Annotated in this window: 20 protein-coding genes and 1 pseudogene; 11 read left to right on the forward strand and 10 right to left on the reverse strand. The window is 70.3% G+C overall.

The genetic code is table 11. The features are described from left to right. Window positions 1-159 precede the first annotated feature (159 nt). A complete protein-coding gene (locus ACFY2A_RS15905) occupies window positions 160-798 on the reverse strand; it encodes a DUF4241 domain-containing protein (RefSeq protein WP_387172224.1) in 639 nt (212 codons plus the stop codon). A 138-nt stretch (window positions 799-936) separates the two neighbouring features. Beyond that, entirely contained in the window at window positions 937-1,242 is a 306-nt protein-coding gene (locus ACFY2A_RS15910; RefSeq protein WP_387172226.1) for a hypothetical protein, read from the reverse strand. 710 nt (window positions 1,243-1,952) lie between these two features. Between ACFY2A_RS15910 and ACFY2A_RS15915 the strand changes: the two genes are divergently transcribed. The 3 genes from ACFY2A_RS15915 (at window position 1,953) to ACFY2A_RS15925 (ending at window position 4,784) form a co-directional block, all read left to right on the forward strand. After that, a complete protein-coding gene (locus ACFY2A_RS15915) occupies window positions 1,953-3,008 on the forward strand; it encodes a questin oxidase family protein (RefSeq protein ID WP_387172228.1) in 1,056 nt (351 codons plus the stop codon). A 487-nt stretch (window positions 3,009-3,495) separates the two neighbouring features. Next, window positions 3,496-3,900 carry a GNAT family N-acetyltransferase gene (locus tag ACFY2A_RS15920; protein WP_363925612.1) on the forward strand — a complete coding sequence of 135 codons (405 nt, stop codon included), beginning with the start codon at window positions 3,496-3,498 and terminating at the stop codon, window positions 3,898-3,900. Between the two features lie 2 nt (window positions 3,901-3,902). Next, window positions 3,903-4,784, forward strand: coding sequence for a hypothetical protein (locus ACFY2A_RS15925; protein ID WP_387172230.1), 882 nt, complete (start codon window positions 3,903-3,905; stop codon window positions 4,782-4,784). A 425-nt stretch (window positions 4,785-5,209) separates the two neighbouring features. Here ACFY2A_RS15925 and ACFY2A_RS15930 read toward each other — a convergent pair whose 3' ends face one another. Both ACFY2A_RS15930 and ACFY2A_RS15935 read right to left on the reverse strand, forming a co-directional pair. Further along, window positions 5,210-5,866, reverse strand: a complete 657-nt coding sequence (locus ACFY2A_RS15930) for an MFS transporter (protein WP_387172232.1) — start codon at window positions 5,864-5,866, stop codon at window positions 5,210-5,212. Then, window positions 5,803-6,456 carry an MFS transporter gene (locus ACFY2A_RS15935; protein ID WP_387172299.1) on the reverse strand — a complete coding sequence of 218 codons (654 nt, stop codon included), beginning with the start codon at window positions 6,454-6,456 and terminating at the stop codon, window positions 5,803-5,805. Before ACFY2A_RS15935 ends, ACFY2A_RS15930 begins: the two co-directional genes overlap by 64 nt. Window positions 6,457-6,503: 47 nt before the next feature. On the opposite strand from ACFY2A_RS15935, the gene ACFY2A_RS15940 reads away from it, so the two are divergent. The 3 genes from ACFY2A_RS15940 to ACFY2A_RS15950 all read left to right on the forward strand — a co-directional run bounded on the left by ACFY2A_RS15940 (window position 6,504) and on the right by ACFY2A_RS15950 (window position 9,571). Beyond that, on the forward strand, window positions 6,504-7,268 hold the full coding sequence (locus tag ACFY2A_RS15940) for a hypothetical protein (protein ID WP_387172234.1): 765 nt from the start codon (window positions 6,504-6,506) through the stop codon (window positions 7,266-7,268). A 241-nt stretch (window positions 7,269-7,509) separates the two neighbouring features. Continuing rightward, on the forward strand, window positions 7,510-8,202 hold the full coding sequence (locus tag ACFY2A_RS15945) for a response regulator transcription factor (RefSeq protein ID WP_387172236.1): 693 nt from the start codon (window positions 7,510-7,512) through the stop codon (window positions 8,200-8,202). Next, window positions 8,192-9,571: an ATP-binding protein gene (locus ACFY2A_RS15950; RefSeq protein WP_387172238.1), complete on the forward strand. Its 1,380-nt coding sequence runs from the start codon at window positions 8,192-8,194 to the stop codon at window positions 9,569-9,571. Before ACFY2A_RS15945 ends, ACFY2A_RS15950 begins: the two co-directional genes overlap by 11 nt. 111 nt (window positions 9,572-9,682) lie before the next feature. Here ACFY2A_RS15950 and ACFY2A_RS15955 read toward each other — a convergent pair whose 3' ends face one another. After that, window positions 9,683-10,369 (reverse strand): DUF2202 domain-containing protein, encoded by a 687-nt coding sequence (locus ACFY2A_RS15955; RefSeq protein ID WP_387172240.1) that lies wholly within the window; start codon window positions 10,367-10,369, stop codon window positions 9,683-9,685. A 279-nt stretch (window positions 10,370-10,648) separates the two neighbouring features. On the opposite strand from ACFY2A_RS15955, the pseudogene ACFY2A_RS15960 reads away from it, so the two are divergent. Then, a pseudogene (locus ACFY2A_RS15960) lies at window positions 10,649-10,819 on the forward strand (YgaP-like transmembrane domain); the annotation flags it as partial. Window positions 10,820-11,074: 255 nt separating this feature from the next. Here ACFY2A_RS15960 and ACFY2A_RS15965 read toward each other — a convergent pair. The 4 genes from ACFY2A_RS15965 to ACFY2A_RS15980 all read right to left on the reverse strand — a co-directional run bounded on the left by ACFY2A_RS15965 (window position 11,075) and on the right by ACFY2A_RS15980 (window position 13,824). After that, window positions 11,075-11,674: a class I SAM-dependent methyltransferase gene (locus ACFY2A_RS15965; RefSeq protein ID WP_387172242.1), complete on the reverse strand. Its 600-nt coding sequence runs from the start codon at window positions 11,672-11,674 to the stop codon at window positions 11,075-11,077. Between the two features lie 46 nt (window positions 11,675-11,720). Continuing rightward, the gene (locus ACFY2A_RS15970; protein WP_387172246.1) at window positions 11,721-11,963 is read right to left on the reverse strand and encodes a hypothetical protein; all 243 of its coding nucleotides are present in this window, start codon (window positions 11,961-11,963) and stop codon (window positions 11,721-11,723) included. Window positions 11,964-12,034: 71 nt separating this feature from the next. After that, a complete protein-coding gene (locus ACFY2A_RS15975) occupies window positions 12,035-13,435 on the reverse strand; it encodes a rhodanese-like domain-containing protein (RefSeq protein ID WP_387172248.1) in 1,401 nt (466 codons plus the stop codon). A gap of 119 nt (window positions 13,436-13,554) precedes the next feature. Further along, window positions 13,555-13,824, reverse strand: coding sequence for a metal-sensitive transcriptional regulator (locus ACFY2A_RS15980; RefSeq protein ID WP_363925597.1), 270 nt, complete (start codon window positions 13,822-13,824; stop codon window positions 13,555-13,557). A 67-nt stretch (window positions 13,825-13,891) separates the two neighbouring features. Here ACFY2A_RS15980 and ACFY2A_RS15985 point away from each other — a divergent pair, with 67 nt between their 5' ends. After that, on the forward strand, window positions 13,892-14,074 hold the full coding sequence (locus tag ACFY2A_RS15985) for a hypothetical protein (RefSeq protein ID WP_387172250.1): 183 nt from the start codon (window positions 13,892-13,894) through the stop codon (window positions 14,072-14,074). Between the two features lie 79 nt (window positions 14,075-14,153). Then, window positions 14,154-14,546 (forward strand): DUF302 domain-containing protein, encoded by a 393-nt coding sequence (locus tag ACFY2A_RS15990; RefSeq protein ID WP_387172252.1) that lies wholly within the window; start codon window positions 14,154-14,156, stop codon window positions 14,544-14,546. A gap of 56 nt (window positions 14,547-14,602) precedes the next feature. Here ACFY2A_RS15990 and trxA read toward each other — a convergent pair whose 3' ends face one another. Further along, a complete protein-coding gene (gene trxA / locus ACFY2A_RS15995) occupies window positions 14,603-14,971 on the reverse strand; it encodes a thioredoxin (protein ID WP_387172254.1) in 369 nt (122 codons plus the stop codon). Between the two features lie 169 nt (window positions 14,972-15,140). Here trxA and ACFY2A_RS16000 point away from each other — a divergent pair, with 169 nt between their 5' ends. After that, window positions 15,141-15,461, forward strand: coding sequence for a rhodanese-like domain-containing protein (locus ACFY2A_RS16000; RefSeq protein WP_387172256.1), 321 nt, complete (start codon window positions 15,141-15,143; stop codon window positions 15,459-15,461). 11 nt (window positions 15,462-15,472) lie between these two features. Beyond that, window positions 15,473-15,829, forward strand: coding sequence for a rhodanese-like domain-containing protein (locus ACFY2A_RS16005; protein ID WP_387172300.1), 357 nt, complete (start codon window positions 15,473-15,475; stop codon window positions 15,827-15,829). Window positions 15,830-15,916: the final 87 nt, after the last annotated feature.

The following is a 15,916-nucleotide window of genomic DNA, read 5'->3' on the forward strand; positions in this document are numbered from 1 at the left end:
AGAGATCCTACGCTGATCTTCACCAGTGGTCGCGGAGGCTCAGCTCGAACCACGGCACGAAGGAGCAGCAAGGGCAGCGCGCCGGCTGCGGCTATAGCGTGCCCCCGATCCTGGGTGGTACGCCCGCGAGCTCGTGGCCTCGGTGCGATGACGTGGAGGCTATTCGGGCGGCACGACGCGGAAATCGGTGACGAAGCTGGCGATACGCCCGTCCGCCGTGTGACCAACGTACGTTGCGTACACGCCGTCGCCCCATCCCGAGCCGACGACGTACACGTTCGCTCCGGTCCGTTCCTCCACTACCGCGGAAACGACAGCGTCGATCGGGTCGTGCGGGACCTGCGCCGGAATAAAAACCTCGTCGACCCTCTCGAAATCCCACTCGCGCAGTGCCTCGATGGCGACCTGATCGGCCAGCGTCCCGGTACCCGCGTCGACCGCGTACCCGAAGAAGTCCTCGTCACCGAGCGAGGCGACGTCCTGGCCCGGGAGCAACGCCATGCTCCACGCCGCGACCGGCTCGTCCACCACCGCCAACTGCAAGGCGGTGATCCGCCGCTGCCACTCGCCGCCGTCGACATGCACCAGCGCCACCCAAGCCCGCAGCGGATACCTGCCGGGCGCCACCGAACCAACGAACGGCGTGGCGTGCGCCACCAGCGGATCACACCCCACGACCTTGCCGGACGGCAGCACCACCAGCCCAAGCTCGTACGGCTCGACCCGGTAGGTGACCCCATCACGCTCGATCCGATCCCCGGCGGTCAACACCGCACTCAGATCCGGCACGTAGGGCATGACGCGCAGCGTATCCAGGACACCACCGCCGACCGAGACCCGCATCAGGCCACCGGCCGAGTTCCCACACCCACGGTGCGGCAGATCCGTGCACCTGACCTGGTGCCAGCCCGAGCCGCGTCACCACGCGCAGCTGGCTCAGCGTGCCGAGTCCGTTGCGCCGCGAGACTCCGGCGACTCGCTCATGCCGTCGAGCAGTTCATCCCAAACGTTCTCCGCAGCCTCGCGAAGCTTCGGGTGGAGGTTGCGGTGTACGACCCATTTCGCATCGCCCAGTCCCATACCGGTCGCGTCGGCCACGGCCTTGATTGCCGAGATCGGGGAATCGGTGCGCCGGAGCAGTTCCTTGGCTACCTGATCCGCGTCGACACCGGATGCCAGCAATGTCCGTGCCATCTCCGTTAAGAGCCGGATCCGCTCCGCCCGCTCCGCACTGTCGGTCACAACGAGACCGTCTCGTCGAACGCTCTCCGGGCCTGGCCTGGCCGAACCATGCGCACGCTCTGTCTCGACACGGTCGCCTCAGCGCGACCACACCTACGCATGTGACGCGCTCGGTCGGCGGCCAGATCCGGATACCCGTCGAAGGTGGGGCCAGCGGACCCGAGCCCGGGATGCGGACGGGGAGACGTCGCCCGCCTGCGGTCACACCTCGATGAACGCCGCAAGCAGTGCCAGATGCTCACGGGCACGGCAAAGTCGGTCGGGTTGTGTTCAGGCTGATAGGACATCATCGACTGTCGTGCCGGCTGCGGCTGCAGGTGGGACAGACTCGAACGCGCCGTTCTCGTTGACCCGCCAACGCAACTGGGCACCGCCTGGTTGTTCGAGCTGGCGTCGCACCTGCTGGTGAACTTGGCGGTGTTTGACGGCGATAAGCCCGCCGTTGGTCTGCCGGCAGATCGGACATAGTGGGTATGGCCCCAGCACGATCGGCATACCTACCCCCAATCCACAGGGTGAAGTCGCGTCCGCTGATCAGCATCGAAGCGTAGACACCTGCTCCAAGCACCCATGCACGACAACCATAAGCAGAGCCTCCGTGCCGTCGAGTTGGAATACCGACCGGTGCCAGGCGCGGCCCGCACGCCCGGTCGGCAGCAGAGCCGGGTCGTGGTTGACCTCAACCGCGCTTCAGCTTCTACCGTCAGCGCATGAGTGAACTCGATGAGGCTTACCAGCGGGTCCGGCTTTCCGGTCCGGAACGAGACGGGTGGCTGTCCAACCACGCGCCCATGGCGGTCGAGGCACTCACCTGGCACGGGCACGGCGAGGCGGTGCACCGATGGTTGGACGGGTACGCCGACCGGTTGGCGGACCGGCCACGGGGGATCGCGCCGATCGCCGCCGACGAGTGGCGAGACCCGCTCGGTGACCCGGTGCGCACCGGTGACTGGCTCGACTACTTCGACCGCGAACTCGCTGACGAGCCCTGGCGGCAGGTGCTCGCCCGATGGTGGCCCCGCCTGCTGCCGGGCATCGCCGCCGGCGCCACCCACGGCGTGATCCGGGTCGGCCACGCGGTGCGCGCGCTGCTGGACCAGCAGACCGCACCCCGCATCGGCGAACTCGGCAATGGACTGGCCTACTGGGCGGCTCGCTGGCAGCCGCTCGCACCGCCGGGCGCCGGGCCGTACCTGGCCACCGATCCACGAACCGCGCTCGACGCGGTGCCGCCCGTACCCGACCAGCGCTACGGAGTCCGGGCCCGCCTCGCTCAACTCGCCGACCTTCCCGGCTGGCCAGCGGTGGCCGGCGCGGTGCCGCACAGCGAAGAACACGTCAGGGAAACCACCGCTGATGAAGACGCTGTCCCGGTCCGTCTGGCTGGAATCGTGCACGCAGCGGTCGTCCGCCACGGCACCCACGGGTATGCCAATCCGGTCATGCTGATACACGCCGCCACCGCACCGAACGCGGTCCTGCGCACCCTGCCCGCCCTGCCCGCCACGCTCTGGGCGGACAGCCTGGCCGCCGCCTGGGCCGCCACGGCAGCCGTCACCGCCGCGTACGCCCCAACGACCGGACGCCCCGCTCCGCCAGCCGCACCCGATGTGGACCCCGCCGAGGTCATGCAGCACGCGGTGGACTCCGCCGGACCACACGCCATCAAGTTCGCCGACGCCGCGCTCGACGCCTACGCCACCACCAGCGACACCACCGTCCTCGCCGCCTCGCTACTTGCGACAGAACAGACCGGACGTTGGTGAGAACCCGCCACCCCGCACGATGCCCTGACCCAATCGCGTCCGTCTGCACGAGCCGGACGTCGAGCAGACAGCGCCGCCCGCCGCCAGCGAAGATGGCGAGCAGACACCAACTCCCGCTGATGGCAACCGCTCATCGGCACGACCGCGCGCCGGGCTCTGTCGTCCTCGGTCATGTGCTGTGACGCCCCGATCGGCGACATGAGCGTGCACCTGATCAAGCCGTCCTTGCGGTCGGTGCCGCGCATGTACTACGTCGGTCGCTGCGCCTGCGCCACCGAGCGCCCTGCTGGCCACACAGGACCCATCGGCGTTGATTGGCCCCGGCCGACGCCGGACTGATCGACGCTCCAGTCATGTACGTCGGGACACTGGCGCGGTCCGTGGTTGCCAGAGCGGGCTACCATCGCGATCAATGCTCGCGACATCCGGGAATGAGATGAGTCGCCCATCGCGCGTGAGGGCGGCGCAGCCAGACGACGGTCAAGCCATGTTCGAACTGGGCATGGCGCAACCCGGCTTCGAGGTTACCGAGGGCGTCCGTTTCTATGCTCGCGAGGTCCTCCAGGAGTGGATCGCCAACCCCGGACGCGACATCCTCACCGTCGCCGACGACGGTGACGGGATGCTCGGCTTTCTTATCTGCCGCCCCTTTGTCAGCTCGGCGCTGCTGGAGAACCTCGCGGTACGTGCGGAGCATCAACATCACGGGGTAGCCAAAGCGCTGCTGGACGACTGCCTACGACGGTTGGCGGAGCTCGGGATCGGGCACATCAGCGCGATGGTCCGGGAGGCCAATCCCGCGCTGAGTTTCTTCGAGCGGATGGGTTTCCGGGTCGGGTACCGCTTCCATTGGGTCGAACGCACGATCCCCGACCTCGGACCGGGAGCGTAGCCATGGTTGCGTGGCTGCGGGGGCGTTCCGACGCGGTCATCGACAGTCTGATCGGCGCCCTGGTCCTCGCCCTATGGGGTGTGGTCTACGCCCGAGGCGTTCCAGGGTTCGTCGTGGTGTTGCCGTTCGTCATCGGATGCGCCGCGGTGGCGGTCGTCCACTGGCTACGGCGGCGTGACAGGACCAGGCGGGACGTGCAGCTGCACGCCGAACCCACTGACGACGTCCGGCTGGCGCTTAGCAGACTCCGGACGCCGGATCCGCTGCTGCTCGACGTCGTGCACCGCTTCAGCCAGGTCACGCAAGCCTTCCGAATCCGCGGGCAGGACGGGGTATTCGAGCTGGACTATGCGGGCACGAATGTCTCTAAACGACCCTCGTACTGTTTCCGCGAGGCGCTGGCCGGCGACTCACCCATGGACCTGCGCGACCTGAACATCAGCGCCCATGACCCGACGGACGGGTTGCAGCTGACCTGGTCTGCCCTCGTCGATGAACCCTACCGAAAGATCATCGAGATACGGTTCCGCCGGCCCGTCCTGCCCGGGGAAAGCTTCCGGCTCGCCCTGTCGTGCACATGGCGGGGCACCTTTACCCGCCCACGCGACTACATCTTCTTCCTGGCCGGACACCGCCGGCGAGGCGTTGACGTGCTACACGGGAAGCTCATACTTAGCCGTCCGCCCGCCTTTTTCGAGGGCATTTATTACGACGGCCGCCAGCTGGTGACCGCACCGTCGCAACCGACCGCCACTGTCCAGCAAGACGGATCGTGCACCGTGGTCTGGAGCATCGACGGTGTCCCCGCTAAAGACATACCCATCATCGACTTCCAGCGGACCGACCACGCCGATGCGGCGAGGGCATTACCGGAGCATGCTTGACGAACTCAGTCCCGGCGGCGTAGGCCGATCGCCACGCGTGCCGATGACGCCTGCACTGTGTTCGGCACTTTCCGCGCGTTCCGCTGTCTGCGGCATGGCCGAGCCGCCGACGGCAGGCCTTCACACCCGTTCGCATCGGATCGCGGCATCCGGACGCCGACTCGATTCATTGACTGGTCACCGATGGGAGGATCGGCGGTGTGATCGAACTGCCTGAGGGATCTTGGTGGGATTGGGACGTGCTGCACTTCGACGGCTCCCAGCTTCGGCTAGCCGCGGGACACGACCTGACCTACCACCACGGTCTCGAGGTGGTTTTCACCGACGTCGCCTACCTGGCCTGCCCGACCCAGTTCTGGGATCCTCGGTTCCGGGAACCCACCCTCGACGAGCGCGCACTGGTGCGTCGGTACGTCGGTGAAGGATCACCGGTGATCGTTGCCTTCGACGTCGATGCACCAGCCGCGGGCCATCTTCTTACCTGTCTCGTCGCAGCAGGGTCGGTTGAGGTGGTACCCGGCCTGGTCTACCGCTACTGGCGTGACAACCTCTCTTCTCGCAGCCCAGGTGCTGATCGGCGCTGCTGCCAGGGTGAAGACCAGAGCCAGTGCGGCCACGCCGAGCAGCGCGCCGCGTAGGTCGCCGCTCTCGGCCAGCAAACCCACGTAGGCCGGGCCGAGCAGGAAGCCCAGGTAGGCGGTAGCGGCGACGGCGGAGGTGGCCCGGCCGTGCTGAGCGGGGTCGGTGCCTCGCAGGCTGCGGCTGAGTAAGGTGGGGAATAGTGTCGCGGTGCCCAGGGCGCTCAGCACCAGCCCGACCAGAGCGATGATGACCGAAGGGGCGGTGGCCAGCACAGCGCTGCCCACGGTGGCCAGCGCGCCTCCACCCAGCAACATCACGGTGGGGCGGCTGCGCGACAGCGGCGCCAGGCTCAGGCGCGCTAGCGCGGCGGTGGCGGCAAAGGCCGCCGGAGCTACGGCCGCCAGCTGGGGTGAGGCGCTGAAGACGTCGGTGAGCATCACCGCGCCCCAACTCTGGTGGGCGTTCTCGATGGCGTAGGCCAACGCAGCCACCAGTCCCACGACGAACAGGGGTGAAGTCGGGCTGATCCGGCACAGCAGGCTCGTGTGCCTTCGTGCGCCACGGGGCGAGGCCACGCCAGAGCCTGCCGGCGCCCCTCGCTCCGCACGGGCAGCTTCGCGGGCTTCCGCCCGGTACCGGCATCGCCCTGGTGAGCTGGAATCTGCAGCGACTTGCTGGTCAGGTGAGCAGCCACTGCCAGGGCGAGCATCACCACCGCGACCACGGCGAAGGCCGCCAGCAGTGACAGCCCCACGCCCAGCAGCGCTCCAGTGGACAGGCTGGCGATAACCACGCCCACGGAGAACAGCCCGTGGGAACGGGTGAGCAGAGGCTTGGCGGTGGCATGCTCTGCGCGCCCCGCCAAAGTGTTGATGGCCACGTCCGCGGCACCAGAGGCCGCGCCGACCACGAGCATCCCGATGACCAGCAGCACCACCCCGTCGGCGCCGGCGGTGATGAGGAGACCAGCACCGGCCAGTGCCACCAGCAGCCATGCCGCCACGCGGAGCCCGAAGCGGTCCACCGCACGTCCGGTAAAGGCCATCGACGGCAGCGCCCCTAGACCGATGAAGAGCAGGGCGGTACCCAGTTGGCCTGGCCGGGATCACCGACGTCTGCGTCAGTGAGGACCTGGGAGTGGTGCTGATCCCCACCCGCGGGGATGCCACCGACGTCGACCGGGTGCTGACAGCGGCGGTGGACGGCTACGTGCTGTGGACCACCGTCGCCGATGACCCGGTACTGGCCGCCGTCGCGAGCAGCGGGCGACCAGCCGCCATCCAAGGCGGCCCTGCCTACCCGGGGCTGGTGCGCATCGGGCCCGATGACCGCACGGCGGCAGCAGCAGTTGCGGCGGCCACGCCGCTGGCTGAAGCGACTCCCGTCATCATCAGCTTCCCCCTGGACCGGCGCCGCACCAGCGGCATCCTGCGCGGCCACGACCTGCCCGTCGACCTGATGGACCCGCAGGCGGTCCCCTTCCCGGTCACCGGGGCTCGTCTGGCCGGCTACCGCGATGCGCTGACCGAGGCCGGTCACGACTGGGGCGACGTCCGGATCGCCGTGGTGGAGCGCAACCAGCGCGTACTGGGTGAGGACGCCGCCGCAGCGCTGCTGAGAACGCTTGAGGGTTCTGGCCCCGTGGTGGTGCTCGCGATGAGCGATGAGCTGGCATTGGGGGCCCACTCGGCGATGGACCGCACGCAGCGGCAGGCGGGGCTCACCGGGTGGGACGGCACGCGAGAGGCCACCACCTCAGGCATCTGGTCCATAGCGGCCTCGCTACGCGAGCAGGGCCGTGCGTGCGCGCGAGCGGCCCTATCGAGGGACATCGAGGGACATCAGGTGCCATGGTCCGTGGTCGCGCCCGAGTTCCTGCACCCCGATACGACGGCCTCATAGATCTCGACGGCACGCTTCCGGTACCTCCACCGCCGGACGTCTCCGCTCGATCGGTCCTGGAGTCCGGCACTGGCCGCCGACGATGGGAGGCGCTCCGTGGTGTCTGCGGGTCCGGCAACGCTCGGCACGGGGTGAAGGGCTCGATGGAGGTTGCCACTTCATCCGTGACAGTGCCTGCCGGCGGCGCGTCGCGGGCCGTTGGGCCCTGGACCGGCACCGCTGGCGGCGGGAGCGTAAGGGTGTGTCGGACACGGTGCTGGTCGTCGAGGACGATCGGGAGTTGCGGGACGTGGTACGCCGATACCTGGAACGGGCCGGGCACGCGGTGCACACGACCGGATCGGGTGCGCGGGCGCTGAGCCTCGTGGCCGGTGGCGGGGTCGACCTCGTCGTGCTGGATCTGGGTCTGCCGGACGTGGACGGCTTGGAGGTGCTGGCCGCGGCTCACGACGGTCGGCAGGTGCCGGTGGTGGTGCTGACCGCGCGCAGCACGGTGGAGGAGCGCATCGCGGGGCTGCGCCGCGGCGCCGATGACTACGTCACCAAGCCGTTCAGCCCGACGGAGTTGGTGTTGCGGGTGGAGGCTGTGCTGCACCGTACCCGCGGTGCGGCCGGTGCCGTCGCGTCGGCTGGCTTCGGTGGCGGTCGGCTGCGGTTGGACGAGCAGCGTCACGAGGCGGTGCTGGACGGTCATCGGCTGGATCTGACTCCCACCGAGTGGGGACTGTTGACCGCGCTGGCGGCCGCTCCTGGCCGGGTGTACTCACGCTATGAGTTGATCAACCGGGTGCGCGGGTACGAGTTTCCCGGCTACGAGCGGACGGTCGACTCGCACGTGAAGAACCTACGCCGCAAGTTCGGCGCGGACGCCGCTGGGGTGGTGGAGACCGTCCTGGGCGTCGGTTACCGGTTGGGCTGGACCCGTGACCGCTGAGCGGTCGCGGCCAAGCAGCCGGGGACGACCGCTGTCCGGCCCGTTGGGCCGGCGGCTGCTGGCGGCGTTCGTGCTGGTCGCGCTCTCCTCGGTCGCGGTGCTGACCATCGCCGCACTGGTGGGCACCAACCGCGGCCTGGCCAGCGTCCAACAGACGCAGCGGCAGCAGGTCGCGCAGCGGGTCGCGGCAGCGGCAGACACCGCGTACACCGAGGCCGGGAGCTGGACCGGCGCGGAGCTGGCGCCGGCCGCGGCGTTGGCCGACGGAGCGGGCGCCCGCCTGGTCGTGCTGGAACCCGACGGCAGCATGGTCTGGCCCGGCCGCGGCATGGGCTCCATGGCCGGCATGCACACCGGCAGCGGCACGGTCGTGGAGGCGCCGGTCACCGCCGCCGGGCAGCGGGTCGGCACGGTACGGCTGGCCTTCCCCACCGGGACGCCGGGCGGTCGCGACGTTGCCTGGTCGTGGATCGGCGGTGCCGCGCTGGTCGCGTTGGCCGCGGCGCTGCTGGCCAGTGCGTATGTGGCCGGGCGGCTGGCCCGGCCACTGGTCGCGCTGGCCACCGCCACCCGCCGCTTCGCCGCCGGCGACCGCACCGCCCGGGCGGCGGTGTCCGCGCCGGGCGAGCTGGGCGAGGTGGCGCACGCCTTCGACACCATGGCCGAGGAGGTGGTACGCGCCGAACGGGTCCGCCGGCAACTGGCCGCCGATGTGGCCCACGAACTGCGCACCCCGCTGGCTGCCCTGCAAGCCGGCCTGGAGGAACTACGGGACGGCCTGCGCGCGGCGGACCCGCACCGGCTGGCCGCCCTGCACGACCAGACCCTGCGCCTCGGTCGGGTCGTGGAGGATCTCGCCGACCTGTCCGCTGCCGAAGCCGCCGCACTGTCCCTGCGCCTCGTCGACGCCGATCTGGCCGCCGTGGCGCGGGCCGCGCTCGCCGCCCAGCAGCCACGGCTGGACGCCGCCGGCCTGACCGTCACGGCCGATCTCGACCGGCCGGTTCCCGTCCGAGCCGACCCCGACCGGCTGCACCAGGTCATCACGAACCTGCTGGCCAACACCGCCCGCTTCTGCCGCTCCGGCGACCGGGTACACCTGCGGGCGCGCGTCGAAGCTGCGGGCGAGGCGCTGCTGACCGTTGCCGACACCGGCCCCGGCATCCCGGCGGAGGAACTGCCCCACGCCTCCGAACGGCTCTTCCGCGGCCGGGACGCCCGGAACATCGCCGGTAGCGGCATCGGTCTGGCCGTCGTCCGCGAGCTGATCACCGCCCACGGCGGCGCCGTCACGCTGGAGTCACCTCCAGGCGAAGGGCTCTGCGTCACCATCCGCCTTCCGGCCCGGAGCCCGGCCGCCGCCGGCTGACCCGACGGCGCACCGACGCGCCGGCACAGTCCGTCCGGTCAGACTTCGACATGCCGTGCGCGCGGCGGTGCCGGCTGCGGGCCGGACACCGCCTCGGTAGTGGGTGAACGGTCAGGACCAGCGGGTGAAGGCAGCCAGGTGCCGCTCGGAGGCGGCCAGCAGGCTGGTGTAGACCTGCGTGACATCCGGGGCGGACAGGCCGGTCAGCGCGGCCCTCAGGTCGGTGATGTCGGTCTGCTCGACCTTCTTGCCGACGCCGAGGGCGGCCGGCTGGCTGGCGTTTCCTTCAGCGAGCAGCTTGTCGTACGTGGCCTGCACGGCTGGGTCGCTGAACTTCCCGTCGGTGGTGCCCGCTGTCGGGTCGGCCACGTCGTAGCGCTGCAGCAGGAGCCGCACCGCGGTCAGGTGCTGCGTCTCGGAATCGGCGATACGGTCGAAGACCACCAGGTCGTACTTGGTACCGAAGGCCAGGTACAGGTCGTGGGCCAGCTTCTCCTCCTGGGCCATCGCGGCCAGGGTGCTCTTCTGCGCGTCGGTGAGCGTGCCCTGCTGCGCCGTGATCGACACGCCGGCACACCTGCCGTCACGGCCCATCGCCCCGGAGCCCATCGGGCCGGCGGCACCGTTGCGAGCGCCATGGCCCATGCCATCACCCCAGCCGTAACCGGGCGAGGCAGTGGCTGCCGGCCGGTCGAAGGGGCCGGCGCCCGCGAGCGCCGGCGCGGCGACCGCCACCCCGCCCAGGCCCAGCGCACCGGCTGCCACCAGGATCATCGTCCGGCGAGTCGTTGTTCTCATCTCGTCCTCCTTCATCGGTGCCGACGCCACCACCGTGCCGCCGCGGCCTGCGGCTGCCGTGGAGACCGTGTGGAGGCGACGTGGAGAATGCCAGCGCCTGGGCGGTGAACGACCCGTACCGGCGATGAACGGTCGCCAGGAAGGGTGACAGCGGCGGCGGCCGAAGATCCGGCGCACCGGCCGCTACTGAGCGACACGCTTCCGGTACGAGCGGTGCGGCTTCGCCGATACGCTGGCGGAAGTTGGGATAATTATCCCTATTCACGCCCGGGGGTGGTCGTGCAAGTCCTGCAGTTCTTCAACTCCCCAGCCGGTCGGATCACTCGGGTCGTCCTCGGGTTGGTGCTGATCGTGGTCGGGGTGTCGTTGGGCGGTTGGTGGTGGCTGCTGGCCCTGCTGGGCCTGTTGCCGCTGGCCGCCGGACTGTTCAACTTCTGCACCCTGGCGCCGTTGTTCGGCATGCCGCTGTCGGGCCGGCGGTTCCGCGGTGGGCACCCCGCTGCCGCACCTCGTCGGGGGGCCGGCGAGGGTGAGGTGCTGGACTGCCCGCACGGGCCGCGGCGGATCACCTATGCCGACTACACCGCATCCGGCCGGTCGCTGGACTTCGCCTGTGCACGGTTGGCAGTCGGCAGGGATGCCGGCCCTCGGTCTCGACACCGAGGTGAGCTGCTCGCGGTTCGGCGATCGTGCACGCCGGAATGGTCAGGGGCGTTCGGCGACCACCACCGTGTCCAGGGCGTCCACAGCTCGCCCCTCCACCGTCACGGGCCGGCGAGCGGTCTCGGCCCGGCGGATCCGCAGCCCCGGCAGCTCCTTCACCACCGCCTCGGGGGCGAGCAGGACATCGGGGTCCCGGGGGCCACCCGTGCCGCCGGAGAGGTTCGCGAGGTCGTGGCCGACCACGAGGACCCGCCCGCCGGCACGTACCGCGTCGCGGGCGTGGGACAGCACCGTGGCGATCTCGGCGGCAGGTAGGTGCAGGTACGCGATCAGTACCAGGTCGAAGCCGTCGGCCGGCGGCTTGTACTCGGTCACGTCGGCCACCTGCCAGTCGACGTTGACGTCTCGCTGACGGGCCAGTTCCCGGCCCCGCTCGACGGCTACCGCGGAGAAGTCCACTGCGGTGACCTCCCAGCCCTGCTGGGCCAGCCACACTGCGTTACGTCCCTCGCCGGCGGCCAGGTCGATGGCCCGACCGGGGGACAGACCGGCGACCTCTTCTACGACGAAGCGGTTGGGTTCGGCGGTCCACACGAGTTCCGGGGCGCTCGCGTACCGCTCGTCCCAGGCATCGCTGTCCATCGTCGTGCTCCTCTCGACGTGCGAAGGATCGGTTCCGGCGCAGCCCTCATCCTTGCCGAGATCGGCGACAGATGCGGTCGAGGCCGTCAGCCGCCGGCCAGGTGGGCGGATCTCCCGGCCTCGGGCGGCGAGCCGCTCGGACAGGTGGCGGCCTGGAGTCCTGTCGGCCCAGCAGCAGCAGTGCGGCGAGGTGGCGGCGGCGCCAGCGACGGGCGGAGGTGAAGGTGAGCAGTTCGCGCAGGGCGGCGGCGTCGAGGGTGGCGTGACGGGCAATGTCGGAGGTACTCATATATCCCTTTCACGGACAAAGCGCTACACGTCATGGCAGGGCGATGCCGGCCGGCGGTCATACGGTTCGGTTCAGGCGTCGGTGGCCATGTCCAGGCCCGCGTCCGCGGCCTGGTCGAACTTGTCGTCAACCACGACCACCTCCCGGCCGACGTTCGCCAGCAGAGAGGCTGCGGCGGTGGCCCGGTAGCCGGAGCCGCAGTGCACCCAGACCGCGCCGGCCGGTACGTCGGCCACCCGCTCGGGCAGGTCCGGCAGCGGGATGTGCACGGCGCCGTCGATGTGGCTGGTCCGCCACTCGTTGGTCATCCGCACGTCGAGCACCACGTCCGCTGCGGGCAGGCCGGCGGGGACGTGGCCGGCGCGGGCCGCCGCGAGGGCCGGGAAGTCGGCCATCCGCAGCTCCCGTAGCTGTCCGGGCTCGGCCGCCCACTGCTCGGCCTCGCCGGTGGCCTGCGCGGCCGGGCGGTCGATGCCGATGCGGACCAGCTCGCGCTGCGCGTCGGCCACCTGCTCCGGGGTCTCGGCGAGCAGGGTGATCGGCACCCCCCAGTCGATCAGCCAGCCGAGCCAGGTCGACATGGGGCCGTCGAGCCCGAGGCTGACCGTGCCGGCTAGGTGCGAGGCGGCGTAGGCCTTGCGGTGCCGCAGGTCCACCACCCACTGCCCGTCGGCCATCCGCTCGCGCAGTTCGGCGGCGTCGGCGCGGGCCACCGGGGTGAGGTCAACCGGGGCCGGACCGGCGAAGTTCGCCACGCCCATGTGGGCGTAGTACGCCGGGTAGGCGTCGAGACCCGCGAGGGTTTCGGTCACGAACTTGTCCGCGGCCAGCTTGAGCGCCGGGTTGGCCTGCTTCTCCCGACCGATCGTCGACTCGGGCGCATCGGACTGACTGGCCGAGCAGAAGCTGCCGAAACCGTGCGTCGGCCACACCTCGGCCCCGTCGGGGAGCAGGTCGGCCAGCCGCTTCGCCGAGGCATGCTGGTGGTGAGCGAGCTCGTGGGCGTGCTCCTTGCCGAGCAGGTCGGTGCGCCCCGTCGTCCCGAACAGCAGTGACCCGCCGGTGAAGACGCCCGTCGGCCGCCAGCCGCCGTCGGTGGCCTCGTCGAGAACGTACGACAGGTGGTGGAAGGTGTGGCCCGGCGTCGCGATGACCCGGAGCCGCATGGACTCGGACACCGGAACTGCATCACCGTCGGAGACCGGCATCCGGTCGAAGCCGACCTCGTCGGCCGCGGCCACCAGGTAGCGGGCGCCGGTGATCCTGGCGAGTTCCAGGCCGCCGGAGACGTAGTCGTTGTGGATGTGCGTCTCCACCACATGGGTGATGCGGACGCCCTTCTCCCCCGCCAGGTACATGATCCGGTCGATGTCGCGCTGCGGGTCAACCACGATCGCCACCTGCCCGTCCGAAGCCATGTAGCTCCGGTCGCCCAGGGAGGATGTCGCGATAACAGAAACCTCAATTGTCACTGCCGTTCTCCTCTCAAACCTATGTACCCCGGGGGTATGTGGGGGACACAATCCTGCCCGCTCGCGCCCAACGGCTACCCGCCCGCACCGCCGTCAAGCAGCCCGGGCGGGTCGGCCGCTCAGGCGAGTGCGAGGAAGAGCCTCTCCAGCTCCTCCTCGGTCATCTCCGGCGCCTCGCCGCGCTCGCGCATGGCCTCGCAGTACCGCATGCCCGAGGCGATGATCTTGTAGCCGGCGCGGTCAATGGCCTTCGACACCGCGGCCAGCTGGGTCAGCGCGTCGCGGCAGTCCTGGCCGCTCTCCATCATCTCGATGACCGCATTCAGCTGCCCCCGCGCCCGCTTGAGCCGGGTCAGCGCCTCGCTGGTCATTTCAGGTCGAAGATTCATCGCCCCACCCCTCGCCTCCACCATACCCCCGGGGGTAAGTATCTCGCGACGGGATACCCCCCCGGGTATGCTGAACCTCGAAGGTCGCCCGCACATTCCCCACGCCTGGGTGGCGTGCTCGGCGGTCGCCCTTCGGATACCTGGGAGCTTCCATGACTACGGTCCGAAGCCGCGCTACGACGTGTGGCTGTTCAAGCGGCCCGGGCTTCCCGCGATGTACTGGCAGGGCATGCTGCGCGGCCTCGTCTGACCGGCCCGGCATGGCTTTGCCGAATCGCTCACGCCGGTCGTTCGCGGCTGGCACGATCTCACCTCAGGGAGAACAGAGCATGAGCTACGCGATGACGATCCGGCTGTCTGCCGGGTTCACCCCGACCGTCGAGCGGGTCCGGGCGGCGCTGAAGGACCAGGGTTTCGGCGTGCTGACCGAGATCGACATGCGGGCCACGCTGCACGAGAAGCTCGGGATCGAACTCGAGGAGTACGTCATCCTCGGCGCCTGCAACCCGCCGCTGGCGCATCGGGCCGTGCAGGCCGACCGGAACATCGGTTTGCTCCTGCCGTGCAACGTCGTGGTCCGCGCCGACGGGCCGGACGCCACCCTGGTGCAGGCGCTCGACCCGCAGGTGATGGTGCAGCTGAGCGATACCGCCGACCTGCGGGCGGTTGCCGACGAGGCAACCCGCCGACTGCGGGCCGCGCTGGACGCCCTCTCCGGATGAGAGACGGCGGGGGTGCGGGCATCATCGCCCACACCCCCGCCGTGGTCGTCAGGGTGTCACCGGCTCGCCGGCTCCCCGGAGATCTTGGCTCGCACCTCGTCCATGTCGAGGTCGCGGACCGCCTGGATCACCTGCTCCAGAGCCGCGGCCGGCAGCGCACCCGGCTGGGAGAAGACCAGCACGCCGCCCCGGAAGGCCATCAGCGTCGGGATCGACCGGATCTGGGCCGCCGCGGCAAGACCCTGCTCCACCTCGGTGTCCACCTTGCCGAACACGATGTCCCGGTGCTTCTCGCTCGCCTGTTCGAAGACGGGCGCGAAGCCGCGGCAGGGACCGCACCAGCTCGCCCAGAAGTCCACCAGCACGATCCCGTCGCGGGTGACGGTCTCCTCGAAGTTCGCGCCGGTCAACGCCACGCTCGCCATGTCCAACCTCCACGTTTCGGCAGTGCTCTCGCACCGGGCAACATACCCCCGGGGGTTTGCATTCCCGCCGGTCGCAACCCTCACACCCGCACTCGACGGGCGGAATGCCGAGCCGGGCCCGGCGCGCTATGGTCGACGTTGATACCCCCAGGGGTATCCAGAACGGAGGATGGAGATGCAAGAGGTGAACCTGGCGGACTTCGCCGCCGCGCACGCCGACGGGGTTACCGTGGTGGACGTCCGCGAGCCGTTCGAATACGTCGAGGGCCACGTGCCCGGCGCCCGGTCGGTGCCGCTGGGACAACTGGCTGCAGTGGTGGGAGAACTTCCCCGCAGCCGCCCGGTCTACGTCATCTGCGCCGGCGGTGGCCGCAGCCTGTCCGCGGCACAGTTCCTGGCCCGCGCGGGCATCGACGCTCGGTCGGTCGCTGGCGGCACCGGCGGGTGGACCCGCAGTGGTCGCGCCGTCGTGACGGGAGCGGACGCGTGAACCTCGGCGGCATGCTGAAGAAGGTCTTCGGAAAGCCGTACACCTCCATCGGGCCCGAGGAAGCTGCAGCGCTGGTCGCCGAGGGAGGGCTGCTGCTCGACGTCCGGGAGCCGGCCGAATGGCGTGCCGGCCACGCACCCCGGGCCCGGCACATCCCGCTCGGCCAGCTCGCCGGCCGGGCCGGGGAAGTACCGGCGGACCGGCCGGTGATCACCGTGTGTCGGTCCGGGGCGCGCTCGCGGCAGGCGGCCGCGCTGCTCGCCCGCGACCACCACCAGATCTACAACCTGGCCGGCGGGATGCGGGCCTGGGTCCAGGCTGGATTGGCGCTCCAGGCCAAGGGTGGGCGGCCCGGGCACCTGACCTGACCCCGTTACCTTTTTGATCGTCCCCAGCCGGGGACCCTCGGTCGCCCGGCCCGGTATGACTGTCTGCCCCTGTCGTTTGGATGATCC

The sequence above is a fragment of the Micromonospora sp. NPDC000442 genome (assembly GCF_042898635.1).
Lineage (GTDB): Bacteria > Actinomycetota > Actinomycetes > Mycobacteriales > Micromonosporaceae > Micromonospora.